Raw genomic sequence first — 26,490 nt, 5'->3', positions numbered from 1 at the left:
ACAACATTATCACGGACCCAGGGAGCAGCCATGCAGCGTCGCACCGGCTTCCGATTCCGACGAGTGCTGCTGGCGGCGAGCCTCGCCGCCGGCCTGGCGGCCTGTGGCGCGCCCGGCGGGGACGGCGGCCAGGCGGCGAACCCCTCGGCCGTGCCGGACAAGCCGAGCAAGCCCGTCGACCTGAACATCCTCGACGTCGCGGGCAACCTGCAGCTCACCAAGCAGATGATCGAGAACTTCAAGGCCGCGCACCCCGAGGTGCTCGCGAAGGTCACGTACTCGACGGCGCCCGCACCGAGCATGGCGGGCAAGCTGAAGGCCGAGCAGGACGGCGGCGTCGCCCAGACGCACCTCGTCCTCAGCGGCACGGACGGCCTCTCCGCCGGCATCGCGAACGGCACGCTGGCGAAGGTGCTGCCGGACTTCTCCGGCCGGTTCCCGAACCTCATGCAGAACTACCTCGAGCCCGCGGCCAAGATGCAGGAGCTGGCCAACGGCTACGGCGTCGAGGTCGTCTACTACCCGTCCGGCCCGCTGCTGGAGTTCAACCCGGCGGCCGTTCAGGCGGCGCCGGCGTCCCCGCAGGAACTGCTCGACTGGGCCAAAGCGCACCCGGAGAAGTTCCAGTACGCGCAGCCGTCCAACTCCGGCCCCGGCCGCACGTTCCTCATGGGCCTGCCGTACCTGCTCGGCGACAAGGACCCGAAGGACCCGGACAAGGGCTGGGACAAGACCTGGGCGTTCCTGCAGGAGCTGGGCAAGTACGTGAAGTACTACCCGTCCGGCACCACCGAGACCATGAAGAACCTCGCGTCCGGTTCGGTGGACATGATCATGTCGACGACCGGCTGGGACATCAACCCGCGCAAGCTCGGCACGGTGCCCAACACGGTCAAGACCGCGATCATGCAGCCGATGCACTGGGTCACCGACGCCCAGTACGCCCTGATCCCGAAGGGCCTCTCGCCCGACCAGGAGTCGGCGATCCTCCAGCTGATCGCGTGGATGCTGAAGCCGGACCAGCAGGCGATCGCCTACGACGACGGCTACTTCTACCCCGGCCCGGCGGTCAAGGACGTCACCCTGCAGATGGCGCCGCAGAAGAGCCAGGACACGATCAAGCAGTTCGGGCGCCCGGAGTACGAGCAGTGGATCGCGCAGTACCCCAAGGAGACCTCGCTGCCCGCCGAGCAGCAGGTCAAGGCGTTCGACAAGTGGAACCAGCTGGTCGGCGGCTCGAAGGTCGGCAAGAAGTGACGTTCGGGCAGCTGCGGCTGGACGGCGTCTCGCGCAGCTTCGGCACCGCGAACGCCCTGAGCGGCCTCGACCTCGCCATCGCGCGCGGCGAGTTCGTGGCCCTGCTCGGCCCGTCCGGCTGCGGCAAGTCGACCGCGCTGAACTGCCTGGCCGGTCTGCTGCCCCTGACGGGCGGCAGCATCTGGCTCGACGAAACCCGCATCGACGGCCAGCCCCCGGAGCAGCGCGGATTCGGGATGGTCTTCCAGAACTACGCGCTGTTCCCGCACATGTCGGTCCGCGCCAACGTCGGCTTCGGCCTCAAGATGCGCAAGGTCGGCCGGGCCGACGCCCGCCGCCGCGTCGACGAGGCCCTCCGCCTGGTCCAGCTCACCGACCACGCGGCGAAGTTCCCCGCGCAGCTGTCCGGCGGACAGCAGCAGCGCGTCGCCATCGCCCGCGCCGTGGTGCTCGAGCCACCGGTGGTCCTGATGGACGAGCCACTGTCCAACCTGGACGCCAAGCTCCGCCTCGAGATGCGGATGGAGATCCGCCGGCTCCACCAGACGCTCGGCCTGACCACGGTGTACGTCACCCACGACCAGGAGGAGGCCCTGTCGCTGGCCGACCGCCTGGTCGTGCTGCGCGAAGGCGCGGTGCAGCAGATCGGCACGCCCGAGGAGGTCTACGCCCAGCCGGTGAACAGCTATGTCGCCTCCTTCATGGGTTATCGCAACCTCTTGGACGTGACGGTCACCGGAACCGCCGGCTCCTCCGTCACCGTGGAGGGCGCGGGGGTCCGCCTGACCGGCCGCGGCTCGCTCGCGCAAGGCGCGGCCAAGGTGGCGATCCGCCCGGAGGACTTCGTGGTCGGCGACGGCACGGAGAACGCCCTCGACGTCACGGTCGAGATCGTCGAATACCACGGCCGCGAGCTGTCGGTCTCGGCCCGGCTCGAGAGCGGTGTGCCGGTCTACTTCCGGACCGACAAGCGCCTCGCCCCCGGCGACACCACGCGGATCGGCGTCCCGGCCGAGCGCGTCCTGGTGTTCGAGCCATGACGGCCGTCGCGAGTGCCCGCCCGGCACTGCGTCACCGCCTGGCCGAACGCGGCATCGACCGCACCCTGCTCCTCCTCGTGCCCGGTCTGCTGGTCACGGCCTGCCTGTTCCTGTACCCCTTCCTGTACGGCCTCCAGTTGTCGTTCGCCCCGCGCCGGGGCGGCGTCTTCGCCAACTACGCGCGCTTCTTCGGCGACCCCTACCTCCGCGACACCATCTGGACGACGCTCGGCATCGCGCTGCCCGCGACGTTCATCAACGTGCTCGCCAGCATCCCGATCGCGTACGTGATGCGCGGCCGCGTCCGCGGCAAGCGCCTCCTGACGACGATCCTCGTCGTGCCGATCACGCTCGGCACGGTGCTCACCGCGCAGGGCCTGATCATGTACGGCGGCCCGGCGGGCTGGCTGAACAAGCTGCTCACCGTCCTCGGCATCACGGATCAGCCGCTCCCGCTGATCCACAACTACACCGGCGTGCTGCTGTCCCTGGTGATCACCGGTTTCCCGTTCTCCTTCCTGCTGACGCTCTCCTATCTCTCGGGCATCGACCCCTCCCTGGAGAAGGCGGCCGCGACGCTCGGCGCGAACTGGGTCCAGCGCTTCCGCCGGATCACGCTGCCCCTGCTGGCCCCAGGCCTGGCGATCACCTTCTGCCTTTCGTTCGTGATGGCGTTCTCCGTGTTCCCCTCCGCGCAGCTCGTCGGCGACCCCGCGAACGAGACCCGCGTCATCTCGATCGCGGCCTACCACGCCGCGTTCGAGGAGTACGACTACTCGATGGGCTCGGCCGTCGCGATGCTCATGGCGGTGGTCATGCTGATCGTGATCGGCCTGGTCATGGCGTGGCGCGGCACGCTGTACCGCGGAGCGACCGGAGGCAAGGGATGACCGGTTGGGTCGCGCGTCCCGGACGTTGGGTCGTCTGGGCCATCGTCGTGTTCTTCTTCGTCAACCTCGCCGGGGTCGTGCTGTCGGTGGTCGTCGACTCGTTCGGCAAGCAGTGGTTCGGCACCTGGCTCCCGGACGGCTTCACCACCCACTGGTACGCCGACGCCTGGCGCGAGTTCGGCCTCTCCGACGTCCTCCTCACCACGGCGATCGTCGCCCTGGTGGTGATCGCCGTGTCGGTGGCGGTCGGCGTCCCGGCCGCCTACGCGCTGGCCCGCCGCTCGTTCCGCGGCAAGCGCCTGGTGATGCTGCTGTTCGTGCTGCCGATCCTGATCCCTCCCATCACCTACGGCATCCCGCTGGCCACCGTGCTCTACAAGTTCCACCTGGCCGGCACGACCACCGGCGTCATCCTGGCCAACCTGGTGCCGTCCGTGCCGTTCGTCGTGCTGACCATGACGCCGTTCATCGAGCAGATCGACCCGAAGATCGAAGCCGCCGCGCGCATGTCCGGCGCGCGCACGGTTTCGGTGTTCACCCGGATCCTGGGCCCGCTGCTGCTGCCGGGGATCCTGGCCGCCTCGATCCTCGTGCTGGTCCGGACGGTCGGCATGTTCGAGCTGACGTTCCTCACCGCCGGCCCGGACTCGACGACCCTCGTCGTGGCGCTCTACAACTCCGTGTTCGCCGCGGGCATCCGGGCCAACCAGTCGGTCGACGCCATGGCGACCATCTACACCGCCGCCATGCTCGTGCTCCTTCTCATCGCGTTGCGGTTCGTGAACCCGACTCAGCTGGTCACCCGGATCCGGGAGGAGGCCTAGCTCGTTCGCTCATGCGTTCGACTGTACCGCGCAAAGTCGAACGTGTGATCGACACGATCGAGCGAACCTGCAGGTCTTGCGCCTCCCCCGAGGGGAGCTGCCAGGCTTGCGGCATGCGGTATTCGATCGGCGAACTCGCCCACCGGACCGGGCTCACGGTCAAGGCTGTCCGGTTCTACTCGGATCGCGGCCTCGTGCCGCCGTCCGGGCGCAACACCGCGGGCCAGCGCCGTTATGACGACGCCGCGCTCGCCCGGCTCGACGTCATCCGGGTCCTCCGCGACCTCGGTGTCGACCTCGCCACGATCCGGCAGGTGATCGACGGCGAGACCACCGTCGCGGAGGTCGCGGCGGAGCACGCCGCGGCGGTGGAGGTGCAGATCGGCGTGCTGCGTCGGCGAAGGGAGGTGCTGAACGCGGTGGCGGATCGCGGCTCGTCCCCTGCGGAAGCGAGTCTCTCGCACCAGCGGGCCCTGCTGTCCGAAGTGGAGCGGCGGTGCCTGATCGGCGACTTCCTCGCCGACGCGCTGGGTGAGCGTCCCGAGCTGGCGGGGATCGCCCGGACCCTGACCCCGGACCTGCCCGAGGACCCCAGCCCCGAGCAGGCCGAGGCGTGGCTCGAGCTGGCCGCGCTGATGCGGGACACGGAGTTCCGCGCGAACCTGCGCCGGCTCGCGGACCGTCACGAAGGCGGGTTGCGTCGTGACCTGGCTGCCGAGGTGCGGGACGCTGTCACCCCGGCCGTCGCAGCCGGGATCGTGCCGAAGTCACCGGCGGCGAAGGCGATCGTCGACGGGTTGGGGCGCGATCCCGGCGAGCTCCGGGAGTGGCTCGGCGTCGTCAACGATCCGCGCCGCGAGCGCTACTTGCAGCTATTGGGGGTGATCAACGGCTGGGCGGCACCGGAAAGCCTGGCTCCCGCCTTCGACTGGCTGGCCGAGGCCATGGCGGCCTGACCGCGTCCAGGATCGATGCCAGCGCGTCCTCCACCGGTTGGGCGTCCACCCGGCTCCCGTCACGCAACCGGACGGAAAGCTGCCCGGCGGCGACCTCCTGCGGTCCGATCACGGCCTGGTACGGCACCAGCCGGCCGTCTCGGATCCGTGCGCCGAGGCTGCCTTCGGCCGCGATCTCGACCCGCAGGTCGGCGCAGCTGTCCACAAGCGACTGCGCGTAGGGCAGCTCCGCGACGGACAGCGGCAGCAGCCGCAGCTGGACCGGCGCCAGCCATGCCGGGAACGCGCCACCGTGGACCTCGACGAGCTGCGCGACCGCGCGTTCGACGCTGCCGATGATGCTGCGGTGCAGCATGACCGGCCGGTGCTTCGCGGCGTCCGCGCCGACGTACTCGAGGTCGAACTGTTCCGGCTGGTGGAAGTCGACCTGCACGGTGGACAGGGTCGACTCGCGACCGGCGCTGTCGGCGATCTGGACGTCGATCTTGGGGCCGTAGAAGGCGGCTTCGCCCTCGACGGCGTCGTACGGCAGGCCGTCGAGGACCGAACGCAGGATCGCCACGGCGCGGTCCCAGTTCCCGGGCACGTACTTCCCGCCGGGGCCGGGCAGGGAGAGGCGGTAGCGCGCGGGCTGGATGCCGAGGGCGGCGTAGGCCTGGCGGATCAGCGCCAGCGCGGCGGCGGCTTCGGCTTCGACCTGGTCGAGGGTGCAGAAGATGTGGGCGTCGTTGAGCTGGATCGCGCGCACGCGGTTCAACCCGCCGAGCACGCCGGACAGCTCGCTGCGGTACATCCCGCCGATTTCGGCGATCCGCAGCGGCAGTTCGCGGTAGCTGTGGCTGCGCGAACGGTAGATCAGCGCGTGGTGCGGGCAGAGGCTCGGCCGCAGCACGAGCTGTTCGCCGCCGACGTCCATGGGCGGGTACATGTCGTCGCGGTAGTGCGCCCAGTGCCCGGAAATCTCGTACAGCTCGCGTTTGGCGAGCACCGGCGAGTGGACGTGCCGGTAGCCGGCGCGCCGTTCGAGGCTGTGGACGTACTCCTCGAGGCTGTGCCGGATGACGGCGCCGTCGGGTAGCCAGTAGGGCAGGCCGGCGCCGATGAGCGGGTCGGTGCCGAACAGGCCGAGTTCGCGGCCGAGCTTGCGGTGGTCGTGCATTGTGGACTCCTCGTCGGGCGGCGAGGCGGAGGACCACAAGACGAAAGCCCGGGGCGACCGCCCCGGGCTTTGCGTGAGCATGGATCAGCGCGCCGGGACACTTTCCGGCGTCGTCGTGCTCGCAGCGCGCTTCATGTTCTCAACAGTAGCCGCGCTCGCCAGTCATTTTCGCGAAGCCAGGAACAGCTCCAGCTGCTCGACGACGAACGCGTGGTCGTCGGCCTGCGGGAGGCCGGATACGCCCACCGTCCCGACTGGGCCGACGCCGCGGACGAGCACCGGGAACACCCCGCCGTGGGCCGCGTACTCGTCCGGGTCCAGGCGCGAGTCCGCCTCGAACGAGCCGCCCTTCGCGCGGAACTGCGTTCCCACGTAGAACGAGCTGTGGCCGTAGCGGTCGACCACCCGGCTCTTGCGGTCGATCCATGCGTCGTTGTCCGCGGACGTGCCGGGCAGGGCCGCGTGGAAGAGGCGCTGGCCGCCGCGGCGGACCGAGACCGTCACCGGCAGGCCGCGCTCCCGGGCCGCGGCCAGCAGTTGGGCGCCGAGGGCCAGCGCCGTCTCGTTGTCGAACTTCGTGAACTGGAGACGTTCTTCCTGCTCAGCGAGCTGGGCGAGGCGGTCGGCTTCGGTCATCCACCCATTAAATCAACACTGTTGTTTAATTGCCAGTGAACTCGGTCAGTGACAGCACGTTGCCATCCGGATCGCGGAACCACGCGATCCGGCCGCCGGGCGTGGTCCAGATTTTGTCGGTGTCCTGTGGCAGCGTGTCGAACGTGAGGAACTCCACGCCCCGGTCGCGCAGGCCGGCCACTGCGACCCGGATGTCGGCGACCGCCCAGCCGAGCACCGTGAACGGCTGGGGCGTGAACTCGGCGACGGCGGTGACGCGCAGCATGGTCGCGCCACTGCGGAACACGCACGCGAAGGGGGTCTGCTCGATGAACTCGAGCCCGGCGACATCCGTGTAGAAGGCACGTGAACGTTCCAGGTCGGTTGACGGTGCGAAGGCGACCAGTTCCGCTGAGCCGAGCATGGCTTCACCTCTCTCCCGGAGGTGAAAAGCTACCTGGTCCGCTGACGTGGGCAAACCTCGTGCGAGGAGGCAGGCATGGGCCGCATCCGGCGGCGCACGGTGCTCGGCGGCGCGGCCGCCGCCACCGTCGCCGGCTCGCTCTCGGCTTCGTGCGCCGCTCCGCCGCGGAAGGGAACGATCGACGACGTCCGGCACGTCGTGGTGCTGATGCAGGAGAACCGGTCGTTCGACCACTACTACGGCACCATGGCCGGCGTACGCGGCTTCGGCGACCGCGCGGCGCTGCGGGACGTCTTCCGCCAGCGCGGCAAGGGTGCGCCGGTGCTGCCGTTCCGGGTCGACACGTCCGTTGTGGACGGCCAGGACCTCGGCGAGCTGCCGCACGACTGGAACAGCACGCACCGCGCGTGGAACGGCGGCGCGTACGACGCCTGGGTCGCCTCGAAGAGCCCCATGACGATGGGGTACTTCACGCGCGAAGACATCCCGTTCCAGCGCGCGCTGGCGGCCGCGTTCACGCTGTGCGACCACTACTTCTGCTCGATCCAGGGCCCGACGCAGCCGAACCGGCTGTTCCACTGGACCGGCACGATCGACCCGGAAGGCGTCGCCGGCGGCCCGGTCACGCACAACTTCCCGGACTACGAGCCGTCGTTCCGCTGGACGACCTACCCCGAACGGCTCGAGTCCGCCGGGATCACGTGGCGGATCTACGCGAACGATGAAGAGCGCGGCGTCCCCGAGCACTTCGTCGGCGACTACGGCGACAACCCGCTGTGGCTGTTCCAGAACTTCCACGACGCGCTGTACTCGATGGACCCGGTGAAGCGGCGGCTGGCCGAACGCGCGAACCTGCGCACCAAATTGCTGCCGGACTCGGGCAAGGGCAAAGACCTCGACCACGTCCTGGCCGAGTTCCTCGCGGACTGCGCCGCCGGGACACTGCCCGCGGTGTCGTGGGTCGTGGCGCCGTACGGCTACTGCGAGCACCCCGCCGCCCGGCCGGTCGACGGCGCCGCCTACGTCCAGCGGATGCTGAAAGCGTTGTGGGACAACCCTTCGCTGTGGGAGTCGACCGTCGTCTTCATCAACTACGACGAGAACGACGGCTTCTTCGACCACGTCGTCCCGCCGACGCCGCCACCCGGGACCCCCGGCGAGTACCTGCCGGGCAACCGGCCGGAGAAGGGTGGGGCGTCCGGCGCGCCGTTGCCGATCGGGCTGGGGCCGCGGGTGCCGATGACCGTCGTCTCGCCGTGGAGCCGCGGCGGCTGGGTGAACTCGCAGGTCTTCGACCACACGTCGGTGCTGCGCTTCCTCGAGACCTGGACCGGGGTGCGCGAGCCGAACATCTCGGCCTGGCGCCGGGCCATCTGCGGCGACCTGACCAGCTGTTTCGACTTCCGCACGCACGACACGACGATCCCGCTGCTGCCGGACGCGAACGCGCTGCGCGCCGAAGCCGACCGGACGCAGCCCCGGCTGCCGAAGCCCGGGCTGGGACCGGGGGCGCTGGTGCAGGACCCCGGCACGGCGAAGGCGCGCCCGCTGCCGTACCAGCCGGTCGCCTGGGTCACGGCCGGGCCGGGCGCACTGAAGCTGCACCTGGCCAACCACGGGACGCACGCGCTGCAGCTGGCCGCGTACGCCTACCACGCGGGCGGAGCGTCACAACGCTTCGACCTCGGCCCGAAGACCGAGACGACTGGCGAAGTCCGGTACGCCGAGTCGTACGACATCGCCATCCACGGGCCGAACGGCTTCGTCGTCGAGGCTTCCGGCAACGCGGGCCTCGACGCGTCCGTCACGTTCACGCCGACGCCCGCGTTGCGCGTCACGGTGACCAACAGCGGGCCGGCGCCGGTCGCGCTGAACGATGTCACCTTGGCGCCGGGTGCCTCGCACGACTACCCGGTGCCGACGAAGAACGGCTGGTACGACGTCGTTTTCGAGACGCCGGGGTGGCGCCGTCGCTTCGCCGGCCACCTGGAAGACGGGAGGCCGTCCAGGACCGGGCCTTAACGCAGGGCGTCCAGCGCGAACGCGGCGAGTATCGCGACGCCGCTCGGCATCGCGTCCTCGTCGAAGAGAACGCGGTTGGAGTGGTTCGCCGCCGCTTCGGCCGGGTCGACGCCGGGCGGGCACGCGCCGAGGAACGCATACGCGCCCTGGACGCGTTGCAGTACATAGGAAAAGTCCTCGGCGCCCATCAGGGGGTCGGCGAGCAGCTCGACGTTCTCCGGGCCGAGCACCTCCGCGCCGAGCCGCAGGACTTCGGCGGCGACGCGGTCGTCGTTGACCGTCACGGGGTAGCCCGGCTCGACGTCGGCGACCACGCGGCACCCGTACGCCGCGCCGACCTGCTCGCACACCTTCGGCAGCTCGGCGCGGACGAGCGCGCGCGTCTGCTCGGACAGCGTGCGGATCGTGCCCTCGAGCTCGGCGGTCTCCGGGATGATGTTGGACGTCGTGCCGGCCTGGATCCGGGTCACCGAGAGCACGGCGGGGTCGAACACGCTGACCCGGCGCGTGATCATCGTGTGCAGGGCGCCGACCATCGCCGCGGCGGCGGGCACCGGGTCGATCGTGTGCTGCGGCGCCGAGCCGTGGCCGCCCTTGCCGGTGACGCGCACGTGGAACGAGTCCGCCGACGCCATCAGCGGGCCGGGCCGCAGCTGCAGCAGCCCGCTGCGCGCGTTGGCCAGGATGTGCACGCCGAACGCGCGCTCGACCCGCGTCCCGGCGGCGTCGAGCACACCCTCGTGGATCATGAAGCGGGCGCCGTGGTGGCCCTCCTCGCCCGGCTGGAACATGAACACGACCGAGCCGGCCAGCTGGTCCTTGCGCTCGGCGAGCAGCCGGGCCGCCGACGCGAGCATCGCGACGTGCGTGTCGTGCCCGCACGCGTGCATCGACTCCTCGTCCTCGGACGCGAAGTCGAGGCCGGTCTCCTCGGTGAGCGGCAGCGCGTCCATGTCGCCGCGCAGCAGCACCGCGGGGCCGGGCTTCCCGCCGCGCAGGACGGCCGTCAGCGACGTCGTGGCCTTGCCCTCGGTGATCTCCAGCGGCAGGCCGTCGAGGGCCTCCCTGATCGCCTTCTGGGTGCGCGGCAGGTGGAGCCCCTGCTCCGGGTGGCGGTGCACGACGCGGCGGAGCGCGACCGTGCGGTCCTGCAGCGCCCGCGCGTCGTCGAGGAGGCCGGCGAACGGCGTGCCGGGCAGGGTGGGCAGGTCAGTGGGGCCGGTCATGGACCCGATAGTGCCCCATGCGGCGCTTCGGGCGCACCGTGCGTGCGTTCGGTCGAGCGGCGGAATACGGTGTGCGCATGGCGGTGGATGAGCCGGTCACGGGCTTCGCGGTAGCCGTGGTCCGGGAAGACGGTCGGTGGCGGTGCAGTGCGCTCGACCCGGGGGCGCTGACCGAGCTGGACGCGGCGATCACTGAACTGGGCAAACTACGTTCCACCGGCGCGAGCTTCGGGCTCCTGGCGGTCGACGACGAGTTCTTCGTCATCGTCCGCCCGAGCCCGCGGGGGCCGTCGTTGCTGCTCTCGGACGCGGCGGCGGCGCTGGACTACGACATCGCGGCGGACGTCCTCGACGTCCTGCGCGTCGACCCGCCCGACGAGGAGGACGACTCCGTCTGGCCCGAAGGCGACCTGGAGATCCTCGCCGATCTCGGGCTGCCCGGGCCGGAGCTGGAGGTCATCGTCGGCGAGGTCGACCTGTACCCGGACGAGCAGCTGCAGATGGTCGCGCAGCGCTGCGGGTTCGGCAGCGAGTTCGCCAAGCTCCTGGACGAGCTCTGAGCCGGCTGTCCGACACCGAGGCCGTGGAGGCCGCGCTGGAGGCAGCGCGGGCTCCGGGCGCGGACGTGCCGATCGGCGCGGTCGTGTTCGGCCCGGACGGCACACCACTGGCGGCGGCGCGCAACGCGCGCGTCGAGCTGGGCGACCCGACGGCGCACGCGGAGATCCTCGCGCTGCGCGCGGCGGCGGCCGTCGTCGGCGACGGCTGGCGCCTGGAGGGCTGCACGCTGGCGGTGACGCTGGAGCCGTGCACGATGTGCGCGGGGGCGCTGGTGCTGGCCCGCATCGCGCGCCTGGTGTTCGGGGCGTGGGAGCCGAAGACGGGCGCGGTGGGGTCGCTGTGGGACGTCGTGCGTGACCGCCGTCTCAACCACCGGCCCGAGGTGCACGGAGGCGTGCTTTCGGTGGAGTGTGCGGCGGTCTTGGAGACGTACTTCGCTACGCGTCGCTGATTTTTGGGTACTCCTCCGGTATGACGATGAAGCACCGGATCCAGCAGGTAGTGGGTAGTGCTCGCGAGAAGGCCGGCGCGGTGACCGGCAACCGCCGTCTGGAGTCATCGGGCCGGGCCCAGAGGCGCTCGGCCCAGTTCCGCTCGGCGGTCGGCGACGTCCGCGTGCGGGCCGGTCGAGCGGTGCGGGAAGCCCAGGTCAGGCTCCGCTCGGGGCGGCGCACCGACCCCTTGTGAGGTCGTGGTCGGCCCTCCGGTATTGTTCTCGGCGGTGGCGTGTCCGAGCGGCCGAAGGAGCACGACTCGAAATCGTGTGACGGTTAATCCCGTCCGTGGGTTCAAATCCCACCGCCACCGCTCTCACCCGGACCCCCGGTCAGCCCAGCTGGCCGGGGGTCCGTTGCGTTCGGTCCTCGAGCTGCGATTCGAGCCGTGCTCGGGTGTGGGCGGCCAGTTCCTGGGCGCGGACGATCCGGTCACCCTGGTGATCGGTCAGCCAGGTGGGCTCGACGGTCCTGAGCAATGCCTCGACCGCTCGCATGGCTTTGTCGAGTTGCGCTGCCGTCTCCGTCAATTCGCTGATGCTGCTGCTTCCTTCGGCTGCGCGTAGGAATACTTCGTCAGCCGCCTTGTCCGCGTGCTCCAAGTCCACGATGATCGAGAGCGTCTCGCTGCCCTTCGTTGGCTCCTCCTGCCACTCCGGCAGTTCGGTGCGTCGCAGGTGGCAGGCCAGGGCAGTGTTGACGCGCTCCGTCTGGAGAGTGTGTGGGTGGAGTCTCAGCGACCAGTGTTCGGATTCGTAGCTGTGACCGACGTTCAACTCCGCGAGCTTGCCGTTCGGCAGGGCGGCGCTTTGGACGGCGCGCTTGCCGGTTATGTCGTCGCCGCGGACGACGTACGACCAGTGCCAAAGCAGCGGGCCGACCGGCCAGCCGGGTTCGAGGGGGTCGATCACTTCCCGGAGCTTCTTCGAAAAATAGCGTTCCTCGTGCCATCTGCGGTGGCGAGGAGCCAAGCCGGGTCGGCCTGCTTCGTTGAGGCTTCCGATCAACCTCCGCAGCTCGGCCTCGGCACGTTCTTGACGTTGTTTCGCCGAAACTGCAGCCGCTTCGACACGGTCTTGCTGATGCCGGCTGGCTGCGGCACGTCGGTCGTCGATGGCTTTCTGCGCGGCGATCGCATGCGCTCGGCAGAGGCGCTTGTCGTTGATCAGCCAACTGTGAACCCCGCAAACCGCGTGCCCGCATTCCGGGCAGCGGCCGACGGCGAAGGTGCCGCACTCGTGGCACACTGGTGTGTCTCCGGCGCCGGACGGCGCTGCTTCCTGCCACAGGTGCCCGCAAGCGGTCCCGCTGCTCGCTGGCCGCATCTGGCCGGGCCTGGCCTGGTCGGGTACGAAGATCGTAGTCGTGCCGACCGACCTGCATTCGAAGTAGCCCGGAGCGATCGTCCGGATTTCCTGTCCTTGACAGCGGGGGCACTTCATCGAGTTCTTCCCATCTTGGCGCCGGTCGTGCGTTGAGGTCGCTGTACTCGGCCGGGTTGTTACGTGACGCTTGACCTGAAGGGCCCTTGAAGTGTGAGCGTGGTCGGTACCAGCCGATCACCAAGGAGCGCACATGAAGGTCCTCGTCACCGGGGCCACCGGCAACACCGGCCGGCACGTCGTCGCCGGGCTGCTCGACCGAGGCGTCGATACCCGAGTTCTCGTCCGTGATCCCGCCAAAGTGCAGCAAGGCGAAGTCGTAGTAGGCGACATCACCGACCCGGCCCAAGCCGCCGAAGGGGTTGATGCCGTCTACTTCGTCTGGCCCTTCTACCCCTCCGAAGGAATCGACAAAGCGCTGGAACCCTTCAGAGACAAGAAAATCGTCTACGTCTCCTCGGCCGCCGCGGAGGACGGGGGATTCTGGGGTGACATTGAAACCGCCGCCGGGAAAGTCACCGATGACTGGACCTTCCTCCGGATCACCGGCCTCGCCACCAACACCCTCGGCTGGGTCGCCCAAGCCGAAACCGGCAAAGTCCGCGCCCCGTACGGGCAGGCCAAGCGATCCCTCGTGCACGAGAAAGACGTCGCCGACATGGCGGTCAAAGCCTTCACCGAAGACCACGCGAAGCAGTTCTACCTCGTGACCGGACCGGAAGCCCTCAGCCAAGCGGACCAGGTGAAGATCATCGGGCAAGCGATGGGAAAGCCAGTCCGCTGGGAAGAACAGCCCGAACAAGAAGCGATAACGCAACTCGGCGAGGAATTCGCGAAGAGCGCCCTGCCCTATTGGGCTTCGCTTGTCGACAACCCGGAGCCCGTCTCGCTCGACGTCCCGAACGTAACCGGCCACCCCGCGCGGTCCTTCGAGGAATGGGCTCGCGAACGGTTCAGCTGAGCTCGACCACCGGCGCCGTCAACGGTTCCAGCTCCGCCGCCAGCGAAGACAACGAAGCGACCTGCGCCAAGACCGTCCGGACCACCGAAGTGCACGTCGAACTCACCGTGCTCACCACCTCGGCCGAACGGTCGCCCGCCAGGACCGCCGTCACCGAGGCAGCGGCCGCTGAGGCCAGCTCGCACACCTGCGCCGCCGTCGAGACCGCCAGCGTGTCCAGTTCCGACGCGATCCGGGCGCCCAACGCCGCCGTGGCCGCGGCCGCCTGGGCCGCTGCCGCGTACTGACCGTCCACTGTGTCCGCCCAGATGCCGAACGTCTCCGCGCTGCCGCCCGTTTCCGCGTGCTCCACTCCCTCGCGGAACTCCGCCGACGCCGATGTCACCAGCAGCGCCCCCGCGTCGACCGTCGTCGCGGACGCGCTGATCGACGCCGGGGAACAGTCCAGGTGACGCAGGGCCGCGACCGGGTCCGGGGCGCCGATGCGGCCCGCCGCCGCGCGCAACGACGCCAGCGACGCCGCCGCCGACGTCAACGCCGGGTGCTCGAACACCGGAGCCGTCACGGCGCCACCGCGAGGCGGCCGCGGAAGCCGGTGGCGCGGGTGCTCTCCGCCGTCATGCGCAGGCGGCCGGCCAGGTCGGACGTCGCGTCGCCGAGGACCCTCGCGTCGGCTTCGCGGGCCGCCAGTGCCGCTGCCCAGCGGGCCGCCAGCTCGCGGGCCTGCGCCGAGATGCCGAACGGCGTCGAATCGACGCGGGCCTCGGCGAACCGGCCCGCTGCCTTGTCGTCGGCGGCCGTGGCCTGATCCAGCAGGTCGGCCGCTGCGCGCAGCCGGTCACTGTCGATCCGCGAGCCTCTGCCTTCCGGCATGGGGACCTCCGTCGTCAAGGGCGCTCACCCGATCGTGGAAGATCTTGCCTCATGCCTCCGAGCCGCCCCGCATCGCGGTGACCTGCGGCGTTGAACAGCGTTCCACCAAGTGGACGTCTTGACCGCGACTCGGGAAGAAAGCGACCATTGACGCATGCCCGCCACCTCGGAAAGCACGCCGGTCCGGTGGCACGGCCGCGCCTCCAAGCGGTCGGTCGGGGAAGGCACCGTGGAGCTCCTGCTGCGCCGCGGCCGCCTGGGCTCGCCCCCTGCCTGACGCGAGCCCGGCGTCCGAATCCCTTCCGAACCCCCTGGAGCACACCCATGTCCGTAGACGTCCCTGCCCGGGTTCAGCTGCGCGAGGCCCGCACGCCCGCCGACGGCATCGTCGAAGGCCCGCGCGTCCTGCACGAGCCGCGGGAAACCTACGAGCTCTTCCGGATCCGCCCGCTCAGCCGGGTGATCGGCGCCGAGGTCGACGGCGTCGACCTGCGCGAGCCGCTCACCCCCGAGCTGCGCGAAGAGCTCAACCACGCCCTGCTCGAGTGGAAGGTGCTCTTCTTCCGCGACCAGGACATCACGTCGGCGCAGCAGCGCGCGTTCGCCGCGAACTGGGGCGAGCTGGAGACCAACCCGTTCATCCCGAAGGGCGACGACGACGCCGTCACGCGCTTCGAGCGCACCGCCGCCATGCCCGGTTACGAGAACATCTGGCACGTCGACGTGACCTGGCGGCCGAACCCGGCGCTCGGCTCGGTGCTGCGGCTGATCGAGGTGCCACCCGTCGGCGGCGACACGATGTGGGCCGACATGGCCGCCGCCTACGACAACCTGCCCGAGGACGTCCGCGCCCGCATCGACGGGCTCACCGCCGTCCACGACTACCTCCCCGGCTTCGACCGGTTCGCCGATCCGGCGCTGCTCGCCCGGTGGCAGGACGAGTTCCCGCCGGTCGAGCACCCGGTCGTCCGGACGCACCCGGAGACCGGCAGGCGCACCCTGTTCGTCAACCAGGCCTTCACGACGCACATCGTCGGCATGGACCGCGACGAAAGCGACCGGCTGCTGCGGTACCTGTTCGTGCAGGCCCACACGCCGGAGTTCCAGGTCCGCTTCAGCTGGCGGCCGAACTCGGTGGCCTTCTGGGACAACCGCGCGACCCAGCACTACGCGGTCAACGACTACCACCCGCACGTCCGGATCGCGGAGCGCGTCGCCATCGCGGGCGACCGGCCGTACTGACCTTTAACCTGGGGTGATGACCGATGAACCCCAGGCAGTGGTGACCGGGTTCCTCAAGGCCCTCGAAGACCTCGACGTGGACCGCGCGCTGACGTTCGCGGCGAGCGACATCGTGTACCAGAACGTGCCGTTGCCGCCCGCTCGCGGCGTCGCCGCGGTCGAAAAGCAGCTGCGCCTCATGGCCAAGTACGGCTCGGGTTTCGAGGCGCGGACCCACCACATCGCCGTGGACGGCAACGTCGTGCTCACCGAACGCACCGACGTCCTGCGCCGCGGCGCGTGGGAAGCGGAGTTCTGGGTGTGCGGCACGTTCGAGGTCGAAGCGGGCCGGATCGTGCTGTGGCGCGACTACTTCGACTGGACGACGGTGCTGGCCGCGAGCGCGAAGGGTGCCGGGCGGGTCGCGCTCGCCGGCGCGCGGTCGCTTCTCGGCCGCTACAAGGCGAAGCAGGCCGTGCGCTAGACCCGGTGTTCGCCGCGGTCGTGGTCCCGGAGGTCCACGACCGCGGCTATCCCCAGGACCAGCACGAACACGCAACTGAGAACAATCAGCCCCCACATGATGGTTCTCCCTCCCCCACGTGTTCGTGCTGGTCGAGAGCTTTCGGGGAGTGGTCTGTGCCACTTTTCCGGCGGCTCCCGCAGACCGTACCGCCGCTTCACGCGGGTTGTTCCCGGTCTTAGGGAGCATTTAAGGCAGATGCGCCGGATGGGTGACAGGCGCACCGCGTCCTGTAACAGCTCGCGCGCGATCAGTTATGTGCCAACGCTTACCGAAGCTATTCCGTCCCGGATGGAGACAGTCGTCGAGCGCCGAGCGGAAAGATCGGCGACGTACTGCAGTACTTTGCCCGCTTCGTCCCCGGCGAGCGGTACGCACTCGTTGTCGGCGTCGCGCCGCACCGGGATCAGCTCGAGGCGGGGTTCGTCGCCGAACATGCAGCCGGCCAGCAGCCCGTCGACGTGCCGCCCGCGCATCGCCGGCCAGTCGAAGACGAGGTTGCCGAGGCTGTAGAGGATCGGCCGGCCACGGTAGACCTCGACGGCCTGGACGGTGTGGGGCCCGTGCCCGGCGACCAGGTCGGCGCCGGCGTCGATCGCGGCGCGTCCGTAGGTCACCTGGTATTCGGCCAGCTCCGGCCCCGGCAGCCCCCAGTGCATCGAGACGACGACGTGGTCGTGGGCGGCTTTGGCCTGTTCGATGTCGGCGACGAGCCGGCCGAGGTGTTCGGGCACCGGGAACGTGCGCACCAGTGGCGGCCGGCCCGGGATCTCCGCGACGCGCGGATCGGGCTGGTAGGCCGTGGTGGCAAACGCTTGCGCGACGCCCGGGAAGTCCAGTGGTGCCCCGTAGGGGCGAAGTGACGTGTACGCGAGGAACGCGACCTTCTCGCCGGCCCGTTCGAGCACGGCGGGCGCGTGCGCGGCGTCGAGGCTCGTGCCGGCGCCGCAGTAGGCGATCCCGACGTGGTCGAGGACCGGGAGGCTCGATGGCGCGGTGAGGTCGTTGGCGCACGAAACGACGTCGATGCCGGCCGACGTCAGCGCTTCGGCCATCGCCGCGTCCAGCGGACCTTCGAGGTTCGCGAACCGGACGTCGGCGCCCTTGAGCAGCGGTTCCAGCCGCTCGAACGCCGCCGAGGGCGTCGCGCGCCCCTGAACGTTGACGTCTCCGCCGAGTACCAGCGTGATCACGGAACCTGCTCTGCCGAACGAGTGACGACGAAAGTAGTTGTTACGAATCGTTGCATCTTTGTCTTCCTCCACCTCACTTGCTCGGGGGACTATGCCACGACTGTTCAAGCACAAAGGGGACTCAGGGTGACCAAGACCCACAGAGGCAAGGCCGCGCTCACCGCGGCCGTCGCGTCCGGTCTCGTACTCGGCGGGGTGGCCGCACCGGCCGCGCTCGCCGCGCCGAGCGCCGACGCGGTCATCGCCGAGGTCTACGGCGGTGGCGGCAACTCCGGCGCCACGTTGACCAACGACTTCGTCGAGCTCGCCAACCACGGTACTGCGGCCGCGAGCGTCGACGGGTTCAGCGTCCAGTACCTGCCCGGCTCGCCGAGCGCGTCCAGCACGTGGCAGGTGACGCAGCTGGCCGGCAGCGTCGCGCCCGGCGGGCGCTACCTCGTCGCCGAGGGCAAGGGCAGTGGCGGCACGGTCGCGCTGCCCACCCCGGACGCGACCGGCGCGATCGCGATGTCCGCGACCGCGGGCACGATCGCCCTCGTCTCCGGCACCACGGCGCTGACCTGCAAGACCGCCGCGGACTGCGCCGCCGACCCGCGGATCAAGGACCTCGTCGGCTTCGGCGCGGCGACCGTGCGCGAAGGCGCCCCGACGGCCGCGCCGTCCAACACGACGTCCGTCGCGCGCGCCGCGTCGCTGGCCGACACCGACGACAACGCCACCGACTTCGCAGTCGGCGACCCGACCCCGACGAACACCAAGGGCGAGACGACCGGCGGCGGTACCCCGGGCGATCCCGGCACCCCGGCCAAGATCCACGAAATCCAGGGCGCCACGCGCATTTCGCCGTTCAAGGACAAGAAGGTCAGCGACGTCACCGGCGTCGTGACGGCGACCCGGACCTTCGGCTCGTCGCGCGGCTTCTGGCTCACGGACCCGAATCCGGACAACGACCCGCGCACCAGCGAGGGCCTGTTCGTCTACACGGGATCGACCAGCCCGGCCGTCGCGGTCGGCGACGCGGTGACGGCGGCGGGCACCGTCCGCGAGTTCTACCCGGACGCGCCGGCGACGTCGAACTACCAGTCGCTCACCGAGCTGAGCAGTGCACAGTGGACGGTCGATTCGCACGGGAACGCGCTGCCGGCGCCGACCGTGCTGAACCCGGACACCGTGCCGACGACGTACGCGCCGTCGCCCGGTGGGAACATCGAGCCGCTCACGCTGGAGCCAGCGAAGTACGCGCTGGACTTCTGGGAATCCCACGAGAGCGAGATCGTCTCGGTCACCGACGCCCGGGTCGTCGGCCCGTCGAACTCGTTCAACGAGCTGTACGTGACGTCCAAGCCGGACCAGCACGAGTCGGTCCGCGGCGGCAGCGTCTACCTGGGCTACGACCAGCTCAACAGCGGCGTCATGAAGGTGTCGTCGCTGATCCCGTTCGACCAGCGGCCGTTCCCGAAGCTCAACGTCGGCGACGTGCTGACCGGCACCACGTCGGGCCCGGTGGAGTACAGCAACTTCGGCGGCTACACGCTGTTCGCCAGCGTGCTCGGCACCGAAAAGGACAACGGGCTGCAGGCCGAGACCACGCGCAAGCAGCGCTCGGGCGAGCTGGCCGTCGCGACCTACAACGTCGAGAACCTGGCGCCGGGCGACCCGCAGGCGAAGTACGACCGGCTCGGCGAGGCGATCGTGACGCACCTGGCGACGCCGGACATCGTTAACCTGGAAGAGATCCAGGACAACACGGGCGCGACCGACGACGGCACCGTCGCGGCGGACCAGACGCTGCAGAAGTTCACCGACGCCATCGTCGCCAAGGGCGGCCCGCGCTACCAGTGGCGCTCGATCGACCCGGTCAACGATCAGGACGGTGGCCAGCCGGGCGGGAACATCCGCGTGGCGTTCCTGTTCAACCCGGCCCGCGTGTCCTTTGTGGACCGTCCGGGTGGGACGTCGACGACCGCCGTCGGCGTCGTCCGCGAGCACGGCAAGACGCACCTGACGGCTTCGCCGGGCCGCGTCGACCCGACGAACGAAGCCTGGACGACGAGCCGCAAGCCGCTGGCGGGCGAGTTCGTCTTCAAGGGCCGCACGGTGTTCGTGATCGCCAACCACTTCAACTCCAAGGGCGGCGACCAGCCGACGCACGGCCGCTTCCAGCCGCCGGTGCGCAGTTCCGAGGTGCAGCGGGCGAAGCAGGCGACGGTGCTGCGCGGGTTCGTCGATTCCCTGCTGGCGTCGGATCGCAACGCGAACATCGTGGTGGCCGGTGACCTGAACGACTACCCGTTCTCGCCGGCGGTCCAGACGCTCACCGCGGGTGGTGCGCTGAAGGACCTGATCGCGTCGGTGCCGGAAGCCGAGCGGTACAGCTACGTGTTCGAGGGCCAGTCGCAGGTGCTGGACCACATCCTGGCGTCGAAGGCGCCGCGCGGGGTGGACTACGACGTCGTCCACATCAACGCGGAGTTCGCCGACCAGGCCAGCGACCACGACCCGCAGGTGATCCGGTTCCGGCCGGGCGCGGGCAACGCGATCGAGGACGGGCTCAACGACCTGCTCGACTACCTGGAGCAGGTGCTGGGCAAGTACTTCCCGTAAGCCACTGGCGAAAGGCCACCATCGGGTTGCCCCGATGGTGGCCTTTCCGTGCCCACGCCAATGGGTGACGATGGAACCACGCAGCGTGGAGGGCCGTCAGACCTGTTGACGGACCACAGGGGAGGGTGGCGTGGACGGGTACGCGGTGAAGGCCGACGAGCTGGGCAAGCTCATCGGCGACCTCGACACGGCGGCGGGCCGGATGGCCGACGCCAACGAGAAGCTGGGCGGCGGCGGGGCGTTCGGCTCGCTGGGGACGGTGGACCTGGGCAAGGCGGGCGTCGAGTTCGAGGAGGCCTGGGGCTACGGCATCGGGCGCCTCGGCGACGCGGCTTCGGAGATCACCGAGCGGCTGAGGCAGGCGAAGGCGAAGTACGAGCGGATCGAGGCGGAGTTCGGCGAGGGGTGGTCGAAGTTCGGCTCGGCGGTGCCGGGTGCCGGCGACGGCGGCATGGTCGGCGGCGGCGCGACCGGCGGCATCACCGACATCCTGAACGGCCTCGACCGATGAGCCGCCGCGACTTCCCGGCCCTGGGCTTCGACCCGGCGCCCGGCGACCTCGACGGCGTCACGGATCTGGCCGGCAAGTACCGCGCGGTGAGCACCGACCTGACCGAGGCCGACGACGCGCTGCGCCAGATCGTCCGCAAGCAGGGCAGCTGGCAGGGCGAGGCGAGCGAGGCGTTCACCCGGCGCATCGGCCCGCTCCCGCAGTACCTCGAAGGCGCCGCACGTTCGATGGGCGAAGCCGCGGACGCGCTCGAGCAGTGGTCCCAGGACCTCGGTGACCTGCAGAAACGCGCAAATGACCTGGAGGCCCGGGCAGAGGCGGCGGCCAAGGCAGCCGAGGCGGCGCGGGCGAACCCGGACCTGGCATTGGCCAACCGGACGTTTCCGGACCAGCAGTCGCTGCAGATCGCCCAGCGCCTGCTCGACAACGCGAGCCAACATCTCCAATCCGCCATGGACGGCTGTCAGAACGTCCAGGACGCGGCGCATCAGCTGCAACAGGAGCACACGGACGCCGCGAGCCGGGTCGCGGAGGCCCTGCGGAAGGCGAAGGATCTGGCCCCGGAGGAGCCGGACGTCCTCGACAAGCTGAGCGACGCGGTGGGCGGGGCACTTGTCGACTTGTCGAACGCGCTCGCCGATGGGGCGGACCAGGCTTGGGACTTCGTCCAGGACCACGCGGAGCTGATCTCGAAGCTCTCGGATGTGGTCGGCGACATCGGCAACGGCCTGGGCATCTTGAGCGATGTTCTACCGCCCCCGGCGGACGAGGTGACGGGCGCCATCGCCACTGGGATGGGTCTGGCGGCACTGAGCGGACACGCCCTGGCCAAGGCCGCCGGAGCCGACGTCGCCCCCGAGACGCTGGCTTTCGATGCGATGGGGGCGGCCACATCGCTGGCCGGCATGGTGCCGGGCGTACCGACGTGGGCGCTCAAGCTGTCCACCTACGGGTTACCGGCGGAGCAACTCGCCGGCGAGGCTGCCGCCGGAGCGACGGGCAAGAGCTTCGAAGGTCCGTGGAGTGACTTCACCGACTACTGGCTTCCCAAAGACGCCGGTCAGTGGGCTGCAGCCAGTTCGGCGATCTTCGCCGGGCCGGCCCCATGGGTCGCGGTTGCGCTGGGCAATGCGACCGAGGCCGGCGTCCAAGCGGACAACGCGCCGGAGCGCCGGCGTGCGCGGGCGGAAGGCGAGGTGTGGAACTGATGCCTCTCCAGATCGACTTGCCACCCGGGTTCGCCGGGATGCCGGTGGGCGCCGACGACAAGATGAACCGCGGGCACGCCTGGACCATCGCCGAGAACGTGGCTTCCGGCACCTCGGTCGAGGAGTTCGGCAGCTACCTGATGTCACTGGTCCCGACCATGCAGGCCAACGGGATCCGGGTGTTCGGCAAGTTCGCGGTCGGTCGCCGCAAGGGCGACGTCGCCACCTTGACGCTCGGGGTGGCGCGGTGGCCGGATCCCGCGCCCGGGAACCGGGACGCCCTCGTGGCGGCGATGGCCGAGCAATACCGCGGCCGGCACAAGCTCGCGGTGGTCCAGCCGGTGCGTCTCCCGATCGGCCCCGCCCTCGTCGCGATCAGCGGGGGTGAGTTCCACCTGCCCGAGGACGACGTGCGCACGCAGATCAAGGCGGAGTACCAGATCCCGTTGCCGGACGGCCGGTCCGTGGTGATCCTCTCGGTGGTCGCGGAGTCCGAAGACGCCTGGCCGGCCGTCGCCGAGGCCACGGCGAAGGTCGCCTGGAGCCTGCGCAGCCAGGACGTGTCGTGAGCGGCGTCGAAGTGATCGTCGCCGGTTCGCGGTTCAAGGGCAGCCAAGCGGAGATGCTCGGGACAGCCGGAACCCTCGCCGCGATCTTCCTGGTGGCCGCGGTGGTGTTCATCTTCGTGCACAACAAGCGGGAAAAGACCCGGCGAGAACGTATTCGCCGGCTCGTCCAGCAGCTCGATGGCCGGCCCCTCGTGTACGTGCCCTACCGTGACTGCCTGCTGACCGTTCCCGATGTGCTCAGCACGGCCCAGGCGCACGGTTACGCCATGGCGCCCGATCCCGCGGCTTCGCGGTACGAGTTCGCGCGGGGCGCACCCCAAACGGCTTTCACCGGCAACCCGCTGCTGCGGGAGGTCGCGGCGCACCTCGATGGGCGCCCGAGGCATCGGATGGCTGTCTTCTACACCTCGTTGAGCCTCGTCGAGCTGATGGTGCTGGCGCACAGCAGGGGATACACCGTTCAGCGGAACGGCCGGAACTACGAATTCATGCGGCATCAGGAGGCACGGTGAACAACGCGCAGCTGATCGAGGAAATGCGTTGGCAGCTCAAGCAGATCGAAGACCGCAGGGCCGAGAACCAGCGCCTCATCGCGGCGTGTGAGCACAGCACGCGGATGGTTACCGTGCTCGCTGGGCCCGGCGGCCGGGTCAGCGAGGTGCGTCTCGCGCCCGAGGCCATGCGACTGGACGCCGGCACGCTCAGCCGGATCATCACGGCTGCCATCCAGGAGGCGGCCACCGGACGGGCGGCCGCGCCGCGCAGGCCGGTCGCGGCTGACGACGACGAGCCCTACGACACCGTCTACGACGTCTAGACCGGCGGCTGGTCCCCCCGCTTCGGGGCCGCTCGCTTGGCGCGCCAGCCCAGCGCCAGCACCGCCTGCACCAGCTCCTGGTAACTGGGCTTGACTTCCTCGAGGTACCGGTCCAGGTACGCCGGACGCGCCGTCGTCACCGGGCGGGGTTCGTCGCCCGGGTCCAGCCACAGCAGGCCCTGGATGTTGTGCAGCGCCATCCGCCACCAGCGCGTCGCTCGCTCCGCCGCCTTCGTTTCGCGTTCGGTCGCCGCCTCGATCGCGGACTGGGCTTCCTCGATCTCCGCCTGCAACGCCTCCGCGCGCTGGAGTTCCCAATCGCGCAGGTTCTCCGCCGAGCCGCGGGAGAGGGCGATGATTTCCTTGTACCGCATGGCCGCGGTGGCGCCGTCGTCGGTCACTGAACGTTCTCCGGGCGCTGGAACGGGATGATCACTTCGGGGGCGCCGTGGGTCGTGCGGTCGAAGAACAACGCGCGGCCCGGGCGCGGGGACCAGTGCACCACCTGGCCCGCCGCGAACGGCGCCAGCTCGTTGCCCTGGACGTCGAGCGCGGCCCACGTGCCGATGTCGTCGGTGCCGGCGAACCCCAGCGTGTCCTTCAGCCTCGCGATGCTGCGCCACCAGCCGATCGTGTGGACGCCGTGGCCCGGACCCTGCTTCAGCACCACCCGCAGGTGGTCGAGGCCGCTCTTCAGCTGGCCGACGGCCTTCGCCTCCAACGTCGGCAACGCCGCGTCGACCCCGTACAGCAGCAGGATCTTCGCGCCGCCCGCCATGCCGCCGGTCATCGACTCCAGCACGCCGGTCAGGTCGTCCACCAGCGTCGCCGCGTGGCCGTCCGTGCGCAGGCGCTCGGTCAGCTCCAGCGCGGCCGGGGCGCACGCCTCGATCGGGCAGCTCAGGATGAACTCGACTTCGCCCGGTTCGTACTGCCGGGACAGCGACCGCGCCGCCGAGTCCATGATGGACAGTGCCTCGGCCGTCGCCGACCCGAGCACCGCGACGTTGCGGCCCGGCGCCCGCGGCAGGTCCACCCCGCACGCCGTCTCGGTCACGTCGATCGACTGGCCGAGCAGCGCCCGCGGCTTCGAGTTCGGCTTGAGGTCGAGGTAGGCCGGGAACTGTTCCAGCACCGGCGAATGCGCGCCGTCGAACAGGCGCGGCCGCGGGAAGTAGCCCGCGTACGACTCCCACAGCCGGTGCTGCAGCCGGACGAACACGTTCTTGCTGCTCGCGTCCGGGATGTGGGCCAGCTGGTTGCCGTGCGCGACACCGGAGTCGTGGTTGATCACCGCGTGCCACTTCGGCGCCGACACCGCCGCGTTGTTCGTCTCGGCCAGCACGCGCCGCGCCTTCGGCATCGCGATGCGCAGCGTGCACTGCTCGAACACCGCCGGCTTGCCCCAGAACGCCTCGATGCCGGCGACGTCCTGGCTTGCCAGCACCAGGTGGATGCCCTGGGACCGCCCGCGTCGCGCGATGTCCTCCAGCAGCTGGGTCGCCGCCGCCGTCACCTGGTCGCGGCCCGCGAACAGGTACTGGAACTCGTCGATCACCGCGACGATCCGCGGCCAGTGCCCGCCCGGGTCGGCTTCGCGCAGGTCCGCGAGGTTCGTGACCTCGTGCTCCTTCGCGGCCGCGGACCGGCGCCGCAGCTCGTCGGCCAGGAACCGCAGCAGCGCCAGGCCGAACTCGCGGTCGGTGTTGACGTTGACGCCGACGAGCCGCGCGTGCGGCAGCCAGCTCGCGTCCTTGCGCCCGGGCGCCAGCCCGGCGAACGAGACGCCTTCCTTGAAGTCCAGCAGGTACAGCGCCAGCTCGTCCGGGGTGTACCGCGCCGCGAGACTGCCGAGCAGCGCGTACAGGAAGTTCGTCTTGCCCGAACCGGACGGTCCGCCGATCAGGGCGTGCGGGCTGGCGTCGCCGATGACGACTTCGACCGGCTCGCCCTCGTAGAACCCGACCGGCGCCCGGAGTTCTCGCGCGGAGCTTTCGTGGCCGAGTTCGGCCGGCAGCAGGTCGTCGAACGACCGTGGCCCGCCCTGCTTGGCGATCAGCGCTTCGGCGATCTTGGCGACGGCGCGGATCACCTGCCCCGAAGGCAGCGGCGGGTCGAGGGCGACGGTCAGGTCGGTCCCGGTCATGCTGCTGATCGCGTGCCGGTCGTCGACCAGGCTCAGCGTCTCGACGGGCGCGCTCACCGCCGTCGGCACGTCGACCATGATCAGGCAGATGCCGGCGGCCAGCGCGCCGCTCGCGACGCGCTTGAGGTCGCGGGCGCGTTCGGGTTCGAGGGTTTCGCCGTTGCCGTACAGCACGACGACGCGGAACGGCTCGCTCCGCTGTCCGGTCCGCTGCCGCATTTCCCGCAACGACGTGAAGCCGGCGGACATGCAGCTGGCGTGGATGCGGCGGATGTGCCCGGCCAGCTCGTCGAGGAGGTCCTCGAGCCGGCCCGGGTCGTACAGCGAAAGCGCGCTCGTGCGGCTCAGCGGGTAGAGGTCGGGCAGGATCGCGGTCAGCTGCCCGATGTCCCACAGGTGCACGCGCACCGCGCCGGGTTCGAACGTCGAAAGCACGCGGAGCAGCAGGTTCTGCACGATGCCGTCGATCACCGGCCGCGTCTTCGGCGCCGACGTGATCGCCAGGTGCGACTCGTCGAGCAGCGGGACGGCGACGTCGAAGGTGCGGGTCGCGTCACTGCCCGCGGCCGTCGCGGAGCCTACGCGCCACAGACCGGGCGAGGTGAGGCCGGCGTTGTGGCCGACGCGCCCGAGCCAGTCGCCCGGCGGCAGCCCGGCCGGGCCCGGTGCGTTCTGCGCGACCAGCTCGCGCAGCATCGACGGACCTTGGCTCCAGTCGGTGTAGAAAGCGCTTCGCGCACTACCGAGCGCACCGAACACTTCGTGCGCGGCGGGGTGTTTGGCCCACTCGTTCTGCTGCTCGGTGGTGGCGTGGTTCATGCCGACCTTGACGATGTCCCGCTCCAGCTCGAGCTTCGCGAGCTCGGCCTCCGCGGCTTGGCGCGCACCGGCCGCCGCGCCCAGCACCAGCCCGATCTGGTGGCGTACCCGGTCAAGCGCGGTTTCGACGCGGTTGCGTTGTTCGGCTGCCCTGTTGGCCATCGGCGTCCCCAAAAACGGTGTCCCCTGCAAGGA

29 protein-coding genes and 1 tRNA gene are annotated in these 26,490 nt (G+C 70.2%); 20 read left to right on the top strand and 10 right to left on the bottom strand.

From position 1 onward, the window contains the following. Window positions 1-30 precede the first annotated feature (30 nt). The 5 genes from AB0J40_RS04625 to AB0J40_RS04605 all read left to right on the top strand — a co-directional run bounded on the left by AB0J40_RS04625 (window position 31) and on the right by AB0J40_RS04605 (window position 4,967). On the top strand, window positions 31-1,257 hold the full coding sequence (locus AB0J40_RS04625; RefSeq protein ID WP_364447572.1) for an extracellular solute-binding protein: 1,227 nt from the start codon (window positions 31-33) through the stop codon (window positions 1,255-1,257). After that, on the top strand, window positions 1,254-2,297 hold the full coding sequence (locus AB0J40_RS04620) for an ABC transporter ATP-binding protein (RefSeq protein WP_364447569.1): 1,044 nt from the start codon (window positions 1,254-1,256) through the stop codon (window positions 2,295-2,297). The genes AB0J40_RS04625 and AB0J40_RS04620 overlap by 4 nt, the downstream gene beginning before the upstream one ends. Beyond that, complete coding sequence (locus AB0J40_RS04615) at window positions 2,294-3,187, top strand: sugar ABC transporter permease (RefSeq protein WP_364447567.1); 894 nt, start codon at window positions 2,294-2,296, stop codon at window positions 3,185-3,187. Before AB0J40_RS04620 ends, AB0J40_RS04615 begins: the two co-directional genes overlap by 4 nt. Continuing rightward, window positions 3,184-4,011, top strand: coding sequence for an ABC transporter permease subunit (locus tag AB0J40_RS04610; RefSeq protein WP_364447564.1), 828 nt, complete (start codon window positions 3,184-3,186; stop codon window positions 4,009-4,011). The genes AB0J40_RS04615 and AB0J40_RS04610 overlap by 4 nt, the downstream gene beginning before the upstream one ends. 113 nt (window positions 4,012-4,124) lie before the next feature. Next, window positions 4,125-4,967, top strand: coding sequence for a MerR family transcriptional regulator (locus tag AB0J40_RS04605; protein WP_364447561.1), 843 nt, complete (start codon window positions 4,125-4,127; stop codon window positions 4,965-4,967). Here AB0J40_RS04605 and thrS read toward each other — a convergent pair. From thrS to AB0J40_RS04590, 3 genes are all read right to left on the bottom strand, one after another. Continuing rightward, window positions 4,897-6,126, bottom strand: coding sequence for a threonine--tRNA ligase (gene thrS, locus AB0J40_RS04600; protein ID WP_364447558.1), 1,230 nt, complete (start codon window positions 6,124-6,126; stop codon window positions 4,897-4,899). The two genes, AB0J40_RS04605 and thrS, sit on opposite strands and share 71 nt — an antisense overlap. Before the next feature lie 162 nt (window positions 6,127-6,288). Continuing rightward, a complete protein-coding gene (locus tag AB0J40_RS04595) occupies window positions 6,289-6,762 on the bottom strand; it encodes a heme-degrading domain-containing protein (RefSeq protein ID WP_364447555.1) in 474 nt (157 codons plus the stop codon). A gap of 25 nt (window positions 6,763-6,787) precedes the next feature. After that, a complete protein-coding gene (locus AB0J40_RS04590) occupies window positions 6,788-7,165 on the bottom strand; it encodes a VOC family protein (RefSeq protein WP_364447552.1) in 378 nt (125 codons plus the stop codon). 75 nt (window positions 7,166-7,240) lie between these two features. Here AB0J40_RS04590 and AB0J40_RS04585 point away from each other — a divergent pair, with 75 nt between their 5' ends. Then, window positions 7,241-9,187 (top strand): phosphocholine-specific phospholipase C, encoded by a 1,947-nt coding sequence (locus AB0J40_RS04585; RefSeq protein WP_364447549.1) that lies wholly within the window; start codon window positions 7,241-7,243, stop codon window positions 9,185-9,187. Here the strand turns inward: AB0J40_RS04585 and AB0J40_RS04580 are convergent. Then, complete coding sequence (locus tag AB0J40_RS04580; RefSeq protein ID WP_364447546.1) at window positions 9,184-10,413, bottom strand: M20 family metallopeptidase; 1,230 nt, start codon at window positions 10,411-10,413, stop codon at window positions 9,184-9,186. The genes AB0J40_RS04585 and AB0J40_RS04580 overlap by 4 nt on opposite strands. Before the next feature lie 77 nt (window positions 10,414-10,490). On the opposite strand from AB0J40_RS04580, the gene AB0J40_RS04575 reads away from it, so the two are divergent. From AB0J40_RS04575 to AB0J40_RS04560, 4 genes are all read left to right on the top strand, one after another. Further along, window positions 10,491-10,973 (top strand): tRNA adenosine deaminase-associated protein, encoded by a 483-nt coding sequence (locus AB0J40_RS04575; RefSeq protein WP_206789346.1) that lies wholly within the window; start codon window positions 10,491-10,493, stop codon window positions 10,971-10,973. Between the two features lie 23 nt (window positions 10,974-10,996). Continuing rightward, complete coding sequence (locus tag AB0J40_RS04570; RefSeq protein WP_364447543.1) at window positions 10,997-11,425, top strand: nucleoside deaminase; 429 nt, start codon at window positions 10,997-10,999, stop codon at window positions 11,423-11,425. Window positions 11,426-11,445: 20 nt separating this feature from the next. Then, window positions 11,446-11,661 carry a CsbD family protein gene (locus tag AB0J40_RS04565; RefSeq protein ID WP_364447540.1) on the top strand — a complete coding sequence of 72 codons (216 nt, stop codon included), beginning with the start codon at window positions 11,446-11,448 and terminating at the stop codon, window positions 11,659-11,661. Window positions 11,662-11,694: 33 nt separating this feature from the next. After that, window positions 11,695-11,781, top strand: a tRNA-Ser gene (locus tag AB0J40_RS04560). A 19-nt stretch (window positions 11,782-11,800) separates the two neighbouring features. Here AB0J40_RS04560 and AB0J40_RS04555 read toward each other — a convergent pair. Beyond that, window positions 11,801-12,715, bottom strand: coding sequence for a hypothetical protein (locus AB0J40_RS04555; protein WP_364447538.1), 915 nt, complete (start codon window positions 12,713-12,715; stop codon window positions 11,801-11,803). Window positions 12,716-13,043: 328 nt separating this feature from the next. Here AB0J40_RS04555 and AB0J40_RS04550 point away from each other — a divergent pair, with 328 nt between their 5' ends. After that, window positions 13,044-13,811, top strand: coding sequence for an NAD(P)H-binding protein (locus tag AB0J40_RS04550; RefSeq protein ID WP_364447535.1), 768 nt, complete (start codon window positions 13,044-13,046; stop codon window positions 13,809-13,811). Here the strand turns inward: AB0J40_RS04550 and AB0J40_RS04545 are convergent. Next, a complete protein-coding gene (locus tag AB0J40_RS04545) occupies window positions 13,804-14,376 on the bottom strand; it encodes a hypothetical protein (RefSeq protein WP_364447532.1) in 573 nt (190 codons plus the stop codon). The genes AB0J40_RS04550 and AB0J40_RS04545 overlap by 8 nt on opposite strands. Further along, on the bottom strand, window positions 14,373-14,684 hold the full coding sequence (locus tag AB0J40_RS04540) for a hypothetical protein (RefSeq protein WP_364447530.1): 312 nt from the start codon (window positions 14,682-14,684) through the stop codon (window positions 14,373-14,375). The genes AB0J40_RS04545 and AB0J40_RS04540 overlap by 4 nt, the downstream gene beginning before the upstream one ends. Before the next feature lie 154 nt (window positions 14,685-14,838). On the opposite strand from AB0J40_RS04540, the gene AB0J40_RS04535 reads away from it, so the two are divergent. Genes AB0J40_RS04535 through AB0J40_RS04525 form a run of 3 tightly spaced genes read left to right on the top strand, consistent with a single transcriptional unit; the run spans window position 14,839 to window position 16,389 of the window. Further along, on the top strand, window positions 14,839-14,961 hold the full coding sequence (locus AB0J40_RS04535; RefSeq protein WP_364447527.1) for a hypothetical protein: 123 nt from the start codon (window positions 14,839-14,841) through the stop codon (window positions 14,959-14,961). 47 nt (window positions 14,962-15,008) lie between these two features. Continuing rightward, window positions 15,009-15,926 carry a TauD/TfdA family dioxygenase gene (locus AB0J40_RS04530; protein WP_364447524.1) on the top strand — a complete coding sequence of 306 codons (918 nt, stop codon included), beginning with the start codon at window positions 15,009-15,011 and terminating at the stop codon, window positions 15,924-15,926. Window positions 15,927-15,942: 16 nt separating this feature from the next. Beyond that, on the top strand, window positions 15,943-16,389 hold the full coding sequence (locus AB0J40_RS04525; protein WP_364447521.1) for a limonene-1,2-epoxide hydrolase family protein: 447 nt from the start codon (window positions 15,943-15,945) through the stop codon (window positions 16,387-16,389). A 293-nt stretch (window positions 16,390-16,682) separates the two neighbouring features. Here AB0J40_RS04525 and AB0J40_RS04520 read toward each other — a convergent pair whose 3' ends face one another. Beyond that, on the bottom strand, window positions 16,683-17,621 hold the full coding sequence (locus AB0J40_RS04520; protein WP_364447518.1) for a CapA family protein: 939 nt from the start codon (window positions 17,619-17,621) through the stop codon (window positions 16,683-16,685). 126 nt (window positions 17,622-17,747) lie between these two features. Between AB0J40_RS04520 and AB0J40_RS04515 the strand changes: the two genes are divergently transcribed. From AB0J40_RS04515 to AB0J40_RS04490, 6 genes are all read left to right on the top strand, one after another. Then, window positions 17,748-20,225: an endonuclease/exonuclease/phosphatase family protein gene (locus AB0J40_RS04515; protein WP_364447514.1), complete on the top strand. Its 2,478-nt coding sequence runs from the start codon at window positions 17,748-17,750 to the stop codon at window positions 20,223-20,225. Window positions 20,226-20,355: 130 nt separating this feature from the next. Continuing rightward, on the top strand, window positions 20,356-20,736 hold the full coding sequence (locus AB0J40_RS04510; protein ID WP_364447512.1) for a type VII secretion target: 381 nt from the start codon (window positions 20,356-20,358) through the stop codon (window positions 20,734-20,736). Further along, window positions 20,733-21,944, top strand: coding sequence for a putative T7SS-secreted protein (locus AB0J40_RS04505; RefSeq protein WP_364447510.1), 1,212 nt, complete (start codon window positions 20,733-20,735; stop codon window positions 21,942-21,944). The genes AB0J40_RS04510 and AB0J40_RS04505 overlap by 4 nt, the downstream gene beginning before the upstream one ends. Continuing rightward, on the top strand, window positions 21,944-22,513 hold the full coding sequence (locus AB0J40_RS04500; RefSeq protein WP_364447506.1) for a hypothetical protein: 570 nt from the start codon (window positions 21,944-21,946) through the stop codon (window positions 22,511-22,513). Before AB0J40_RS04505 ends, AB0J40_RS04500 begins: the two co-directional genes overlap by 1 nt. After that, window positions 22,510-23,025, top strand: a complete 516-nt coding sequence (locus AB0J40_RS04495) for a hypothetical protein (protein ID WP_364447504.1) — start codon at window positions 22,510-22,512, stop codon at window positions 23,023-23,025. The genes AB0J40_RS04500 and AB0J40_RS04495 overlap by 4 nt, the downstream gene beginning before the upstream one ends. After that, window positions 23,022-23,330 carry a YbaB/EbfC family nucleoid-associated protein gene (locus tag AB0J40_RS04490; RefSeq protein WP_364447502.1) on the top strand — a complete coding sequence of 103 codons (309 nt, stop codon included), beginning with the start codon at window positions 23,022-23,024 and terminating at the stop codon, window positions 23,328-23,330. The genes AB0J40_RS04495 and AB0J40_RS04490 overlap by 4 nt, the downstream gene beginning before the upstream one ends. Here AB0J40_RS04490 and AB0J40_RS04485 read toward each other — a convergent pair. Next, a complete protein-coding gene (locus AB0J40_RS04485; RefSeq protein ID WP_364447499.1) occupies window positions 23,327-23,731 on the bottom strand; it encodes a hypothetical protein in 405 nt (134 codons plus the stop codon). The two genes, AB0J40_RS04490 and AB0J40_RS04485, sit on opposite strands and share 4 nt — an antisense overlap. Beyond that, window positions 23,728-26,457 carry an FtsK/SpoIIIE domain-containing protein gene (locus AB0J40_RS04480; RefSeq protein WP_364447496.1) on the bottom strand — a complete coding sequence of 910 codons (2,730 nt, stop codon included), beginning with the start codon at window positions 26,455-26,457 and terminating at the stop codon, window positions 23,728-23,730. The genes AB0J40_RS04485 and AB0J40_RS04480 overlap by 4 nt, the downstream gene beginning before the upstream one ends. Window positions 26,458-26,490 lie beyond the last annotated feature (33 nt).

The sequence above is a fragment of the Amycolatopsis sp. NPDC049691 genome (assembly GCF_040675005.1).
In the GTDB taxonomy this organism is placed as follows: Bacteria; Actinomycetota; Actinomycetes; order Mycobacteriales; family Pseudonocardiaceae; genus Amycolatopsis.
This window is presented reverse-complemented; position numbering and strand designations above follow the sequence as displayed.